This window comes from Variovorax sp. GW821-FHT09A10, assembly GCF_059418385.1.
The window spans coordinates 231566-237565 of record NZ_JBWKPT010000008.1; the positions used below are offsets into that span (position 1 = coordinate 231566).

Sequence of the window (6000 nt, forward strand, 5' to 3'; positions counted from 1 at the left end):
CTCGGGGTGCATCGGCGACTCACGCCAACCCACGCACTGCGTCACAATATACCGGCTTTGTGACAAATCGGCCTGATTTGCCCATTCGACGGGCATCAGGCGCTATCAAAAAGATACTCTCCCATGCAGGTTTTCCGCGGCTTCCGACACCCGGGCGTAGCTCCGGCCTGCGCCCTCACGATCGGCAATTTCGACGGCGTCCACCGCGGCCATCAGGCCATGCTGGCGCTGTTGCAGACCGAGGCCCGCCATCGCCGGCTGCCCAGTTGCGTGCTGACCTTCGAGCCGCACCCGCGCGACTATTTCGCCGCCGTCACCAAGAAACCCGACCTGGCCCCGGCGCGCATCGGCACGCTGCGCGACAAGCTGACCGAGCTGGCGGCCTGCGGCGTGGACCAGACCATCGTGCTGCCCTTCGACGGCCGGCTGGCGTCCCAGTCGCCCGAGGCCTTCATCCAGAACGTGCTGATCGACGGCCTGGGTGCGCGTTACGTGCTGGTGGGCGACGACTTCCGCTTCGGCGCCAAGCGCGCCGGCGACTACGCGATGCTCGATGCCGCCGGCGAAGCGCACGGTTTCGACGTCGCGCGCATGAACAGCTACGAGGTGCACGGCCTGCGGGTGTCCAGCTCGGCCGTGCGCGAGGCGCTGGCCGAAGGCCGCATGGCCGACGCCCACACGCTGCTGGGGCGCCCGTACACGATCTCGGGCCACGTGGTCCACGGCCGCAAGCTGGGTCGGGCGCTGGGCGCCTCGTCGCCGGGCAAGGACGACGGTTTTCGCACCCTCAACCTGCGCTTCAAGCACTGGAAACCGGCCGCCAGCGGCATCTTCGCGGTGCTGGTGCACGGCCTGGCCGACCAGCCGCTGCCCGGCGTGGCCAACCTCGGCGTGCGGCCCTCGCTGGACGCCAACGACGTCAACGCAGGGCGCGTGCTGCTCGAGACGCATTGCCTGGAGTGGCCCTCGCATCTGGGGGCCGAAGGGGCCTACGGTAAAATCGTGCGCGTGGAACTCCTGCACAAACTGCACGACGAATTGCGCTACACCAGCCTCGAAGCCCTCACTGCGGGCATCGCGAAGGATGGCCGCGACGCACGCGCGTTCTTCGCATCGACCCACGCCGAGACCCACCGCCAGACCACGCGCGACCGAATTTAGCCCTGCACGCCCCGTGCTGCCGCCCTTCGACAAGCTCAGGGCGAACGGCTATATCTTCCGCACCGACCGCTCAATGCAGTTCGGGCTGAGCCTGTCGAAGCCCCTCTGTTTCGCCGCACCCAACATGTCTGACGCTGCTTCCCCCAAAGATTACCGTTCCACGCTGAACCTGCCCGACACCCCCTTCCCGATGCGCGGCGACCTGCCCAAGCGCGAACCGGGCTGGGTGAAGGAATGGAACGACGAAGGCCGCTACCACCGCCTGCGCGATGCCCGCCACGGCGCGCCCAAGTTCATCCTGCACGACGGCCCGCCGTACGCCAACGGCCAGATCCACATGGGTCACGCGGTGAACAAGATCCTCAAGGACATGATCACCAAGGCGCGCCAGCTCGAAGGCTTCGACGCGCTGTACGTGCCCGGCTGGGACTGCCACGGCCTGCCGATCGAGAACGCCATCGAAAAGCAGTTCGGCCGCAACCTGAGCCGCGACGAGATGCAGGCCAAGAGCCGCGCCTACGCCACCGAGCAGATCGCCCAGCAGATGGTCGACTTCCAGCGCCTGGGCGTGCTGGGCGAATGGGACCACCCCTACAAGACGATGGACTTCGCCAATGAAGCCGGCGAGCTGCGCGCGTTCAAGCGCGTGATCGAGCGCGGCTTCGTGTACCGGGGCCTGAAGCCCGTGTACTGGTGCTTCGACTGCGGCTCGTCGCTGGCCGAATTCGAGATCGAGTACGCCGACAAGAAGAGCCAGACCATCGACGTGGCCTTCAAGGCGCACGAGCGCGAGAAGGTGCTCAAGGCCTTCGGCACCGACCACACGATCCTGGGCGACATCTTCGCGGTGATCTGGACCACCACCGCGTGGACGATCCCCGCCAACCAGGCGATCAACCTCAACCCCGAGCTCGAGTACTCGCTGGTCGACACCGAGCGCGGCCTGCTGATCCTGGCCAACTCGCTGGTCGAGATGTGCATGACGCGCTACGCGCTCGACGGCAAGGTGCTGGCCACCGTCAAGGGCGAAGCGCTCGGCGGGCTCGAGTTCGAGCACCCGCTGTACGACGTGGACGCGGGCTACCAGCGCCTGTCGCCCATCTACCTGGCCGACTACGCCACCGCCACCGACGGCACCGGCCTCGTGCACTCGTCGCCTGCCTACGGCGTGGACGACTTCAACTCCTGCATCGCCCACGGCGTGGCGTACGACGACATCCTGAACCCGGTGCAGGGCAACGGCAGCTACGCGCCCGACTTCCCGCTGTTCGGCGGCCAGAACATCTGGAAGGCCGTGCCGGTGATCATCGCCGCGCTGCGCGACGCCAACCGGCTGATGACCACCGAGACCATCACCCACAGCTACCCGCACTGCTGGCGCCACAAGACGCCGGTGATCTACCGCGCGGCCGCCCAGTGGTTCGTGCGCATGGACGAAGGCGAAGGCGTGTTCACGAAGGACAAGGCCCCCAAGACGCTGCGCCAGACCGCGCTCGACGCCATCGAACAGACCAGCTTCTATCCCGAGAACGGCAAGGCCCGCCTGCACGACATGATCGCCGGCCGGCCCGACTGGTGCATCAGCCGCCAGCGCAGCTGGGGCGTGCCGATCCCGTTCTTCCTGCACAAGGATTCGGGCGAGCTGCACCCGCGCACCATGGAAATCCTCGACCAGGCCGCCGACATCGTCGAGAAAGGCGGCATCGAGGCCTGGAGCCGCGTCACCGTCGAAGACATCCTGGGCGCCGCAGACGCACCGAGCTACACCAAGAGCACCGACATCCTCGAGGTGTGGTTCGACTCGGGCTCGACCTTCTCGCACGTGCTGCGCGGCACGCACCCCAATGTGCACCACGAGACCGGCCCCGAAGCCGACCTGTACCTCGAAGGCCACGACCAGCACCGCGGGTGGTTCCACTCGTCGCTGCTGATCGCCTGCATGCTGGAAGACCGCGCACCGTACAAGGGCCTGCTCACGCACGGCTTCACGGTGGATGCCAAGGGCATCAAGATGAGCAAGTCGCTCAAGAACGGCATCGACCCGCAGGAAATCAGCAACAAGCTGGGCTCGGAAATCATCCGCCTGTGGGTGGCCGCGAGCGACTACTCGGGCGACATCGCGGGCGACGACAAGATCCTCGCGCGCGTCGTCGATGCCTACCGCCGCATCCGCAACACGCTGCGCTTTCTGCTCGCGAACACCAGCGACTTCGACATCGCGAAAGACGCGGTGCCGCTCGACCAGCTGTTCGAGATCGACCGCTACGCCATGTCGCGCGCGGCGCAGTTCCAGGCCGAGATCCTCGCGCACTACCAGGTGTACGAGTTCCATCCGGTGGTGGCCAAGCTGCAGATCTACTGCTCGGAAGACCTGGGCGGCTTCTACCTCGACATCCTGAAGGACCGCCTCTACACGACGGCGCCGGGCTCGCTCGCGCGCCGCAGTGCACAGACCGCCCTGTGGCACATCTCGCAAGCCATGCTGCGCTGGATGGCGCCGTTCCTGAGCTTCACGGCCGAAGAGGCCTGGAAGATCGTGGGCACCGGCAAGGCCGGCGAGTCGATCTTCACGCAGACCTACAGCCAGTTCGCCGCCCCCGACGAGGCGCTGCTCGCCAAGTGGGGCCGCATCCGCGAGATCCGCGACGGCGTCAACAAGGACATCGAGGCGGTGCGCGCCGAGGGCAAGGTCGGCTCGTCGCTGCAGGCCAACCTGCAGCTGAATGCACCGGCCGACGACCTCGCGCTGCTGGGCTCGCTGGGCGACGACCTGAAGTTCGTGTTCATCGCCTCGGCCGTGGCGCTGGCGGCGGGCGACACGCTGTCGACCGTGGTCACGCCCAGCACCGCGCAGAAATGCGAACGCTGCTGGCACTACCGCGAGGACGTGGGCCACGACCCGGCGCACCCGACGATCTGCGGCCGCTGCACGAGCAACCTGTTCGGCGCGGGCGAATCCCGCAGCGTGGCCTGATGGCGACCGCACGCTCCGCCTCGTCGGCCTCGCGTTCGCGCGGCGCCAGCATCTGGCCCTGGCTCGGGCTGGCGACGATCATCGTGATCATCGACCAGTTCACCAAGACGCTGATCCTGGGCTACTACAAGCTCGGCGACGCGACCTACGTGACGAGCTTCTTCAACGTCGTGCGCGCGCACAACACGGGCGCCGCGTTCTCGTTCCTGGCCGACCACTCGGGCTGGCAGCGCTGGTTCTTCACGGCGATCGGCGTGGCGGCGGCGATCTTCATCGTCTGGATGCTGCGGTCGCACGCGGGCCAGAAGCTCTTCTCGTTCGCGATGGCCTGCATCCTGGGCGGCGCCATCGGCAACGTGGTCGACCGCATGATGCACGGCTACGTGGTCGACTTCCTGAGCTTCCACTGGGGCAACTGGTACTTCCCGGCGTTCAACGCGGCGGACAGCGCCATCACGCTCGGGGCCATCTGCCTGATCGTCGACGAGATCCGGCGAGTCCGACGCGGCAAGTAAGCCAGTTCTCGACCAAAGGGGCCCACGGGCCCCTTTTTCTTTGGGCCGCGGATTCGTCTAGCTGATGCACAAGACATTCCGCGAGGCATTCGACATCCTCTGGAGATGAAACGGAATCGTGACTACACCGGTCTGGAGCGCACCCCATCCTCTATGGCTTGGCTGATCCGGCGGCGTCAGCTAGCGAAAGGACAACTCGACAAACTAATGCTCATGCAAGCAAGGCTGCCGGCCCAGATCGCAGCCTTGACCACAGAGCTTGCAGCGTTGGACTCAGTCATTCCGCTGCACGAGGTGCGTGTCAACCCTGCCGAAATCGAAGGCCGACGACCGCAGCGAAAGTCTCTCGCCCCCAGAGGCGAGATGACTCGCCTCATCATTCAGTGCTTGAAGCTTGGCAATCAGATGCCGGTTCAGACGCCTGAGATCGCGTACTACTTTGCGCGTCAGGCTGGTATCGAACCCGGTCAGGTCAAACACAGCGACCTGATGACTCGGATTAGCAAGCGCCTTGAGGGGCTGCACAAGCGAGGAATTGTCCAACGGCACCATGACCTAGTGACAACAGATATGGGTCAGTGGTCGTTGGTTCTAGACTAGCCGACGACGTAGCCGGAGGGCGCTTGCGCATCGAATATCAGCTCACCCGGCCGATGGTGGCCTTGCCAGTAGCCCCTCCACCACTTCGACAGTCCGTGCTTCATGACTGCATCCATTAAAGAATCAACACGCTGATCAGTGCTCTCGCGGCGGTGGTCTTCTCGCCAGGCCATCTCGTTCGTATAGTCCAACATGTACTTGGGCGTCATCCGACGGATTTCCGACACCAGCCGCCTGCAGCGTGCATAGAAGCTTTCGGCTTGATTGTCGTTGACGCCGTCATCGGAGGAGAACTCGATGCTGTGATTGACGGTCCGATGCTCAAACCGTACCGCTAGTCTGCTGAATGCATTGCTCTCATCAGTTTGAATTTCCGACCCAGGTTTTACGTACCGGAAGGCCACCGGGGTAACGCAGGCCTCGTTCTCTGCCCGAACCACCACAACGATCGTTCGAGTAGCGCCCTGCCCCTTGATCGGCGAAATTTCTCGAAGGACCAAGACGATCCTTCGATTCGGGTGCGTAGCAAACGATTTCTTGCCCTGCTTGGCCCGCGCAGGTATTGCTGTCACTTTGATCTTTCTCCGTGGCTTGCGAATTCGCCCTGAGAAATGTCCCCCGTCGATTTCCACATACCTTTCAAGTGGCACGAGATTTCGGTCGTCCAATAGTCTGTTGGATTCCGCCAATCTCTGACCCTAGATTTCCGTCGAATACTGACCCACCCGCTTTGTGAGCCTGAAGGCTTCA

Annotated in this window: 5 protein-coding genes; 3 read left to right on the plus strand and 2 right to left on the minus strand. The window is 64.6% G+C overall.

Annotation, left to right across the window (positions count from 1 at the left end):
- Nucleotides 1–123 precede the first annotated feature (123 nt).
- The 3 genes from AC07Q9_RS25800 (at nucleotide 124) to lspA (ending at nucleotide 4650) form a co-directional block, all read left to right on the plus strand.
- Nucleotides 124–1161 carry a bifunctional riboflavin kinase/FAD synthetase gene (locus tag AC07Q9_RS25800; RefSeq protein WP_495312252.1) on the plus strand — a complete coding sequence of 346 codons (1038 nt, stop codon included), beginning with the start codon at nucleotides 124–126 and terminating at the stop codon, nucleotides 1159–1161.
- Between the two features lie 124 nt (nucleotides 1162–1285).
- Nucleotides 1286–4135 carry an isoleucine--tRNA ligase gene (gene ileS / locus AC07Q9_RS25805; RefSeq protein WP_495312253.1) on the plus strand — a complete coding sequence of 950 codons (2850 nt, stop codon included), beginning with the start codon at nucleotides 1286–1288 and terminating at the stop codon, nucleotides 4133–4135.
- On the plus strand, nucleotides 4135–4650 hold the full coding sequence (gene lspA / locus AC07Q9_RS25810) for a signal peptidase II (protein ID WP_062480914.1): 516 nt from the start codon (nucleotides 4135–4137) through the stop codon (nucleotides 4648–4650). Before ileS ends, lspA begins: the two co-directional genes overlap by 1 nt.
- A gap of 273 nt (nucleotides 4651–4923) precedes the next feature.
- Here lspA and AC07Q9_RS25815 read toward each other — a convergent pair whose 3' ends face one another.
- On the minus strand, nucleotides 4924–5193 hold the full coding sequence (locus AC07Q9_RS25815; RefSeq protein WP_495312254.1) for a hypothetical protein: 270 nt from the start codon (nucleotides 5191–5193) through the stop codon (nucleotides 4924–4926).
- Between the two features lie 53 nt (nucleotides 5194–5246).
- Nucleotides 5247–5882: a transposase gene (locus AC07Q9_RS25820; protein WP_495312255.1), complete on the minus strand. Its 636-nt coding sequence runs from the start codon at nucleotides 5880–5882 to the stop codon at nucleotides 5247–5249.
- Nucleotides 5883–6000: the final 118 nt, after the last annotated feature.

Bases quoted from the DNA above. Each gene is read 5' to 3' on its own strand.
- ileS (WP_495312253.1), top strand. From the start codon at position 1,286: ATGTCTGACGCTGCTTCCCCCAAAGATTACCGTTCCACGCTGAACCTG.
- AC07Q9_RS25800 (WP_495312252.1), top strand. From the start codon at position 124: ATGCAGGTTTTCCGCGGCTTCCGACACCCGGGCGTAGCTCCGGCCTGC.
- lspA (WP_062480914.1), top strand. From the start codon at position 4,135: ATGGCGACCGCACGCTCCGCCTCGTCGGCCTCGCGTTCGCGCGGCGCC.